The organism is Psychroserpens mesophilus (genome assembly GCF_050617655.1).
In the GTDB taxonomy this organism is placed as follows: Bacteria; Bacteroidota; Bacteroidia; order Flavobacteriales; family Flavobacteriaceae; genus Psychroserpens; species Psychroserpens mesophilus_A.
On the sequence record NZ_JBODQC010000351.1, the window covers coordinates 1 to 250 of the forward strand.

Sequence of the window (250 nt, forward strand, 5' to 3'; positions counted from 1 at the left end):
GTCCGGCAGTTGCAGATCGTCCCACGTAAACGCCGTCTCTTCGCGGAAGCCCACGATGATGATTCGTCCGCGGTGCTGGGGACCAAAGTGCTTGCCGTTGATGACCTTGGCCTGCACATGGTAGCCAAGCTCGTTCTTGAGCACGTCCATGATCGTTGAGAATGTGCGGCCCTTGTCGTGGCTCATCAGATTCTTCACGTTCTCCAGCAGGAAAGCGCGAGGACGCTTGGCATCGATGATGCGTGCCACG

1 protein-coding gene is annotated in these 250 nt (G+C 58.0%); it reads right to left on the reverse strand.

The annotated features are described in order from the left end of the window. On the reverse strand, nucleotides 1-250 hold a 250-nt coding region (locus ACRHNM_RS17545), incomplete at both ends, for a DNA cytosine methyltransferase (RefSeq protein WP_431137932.1).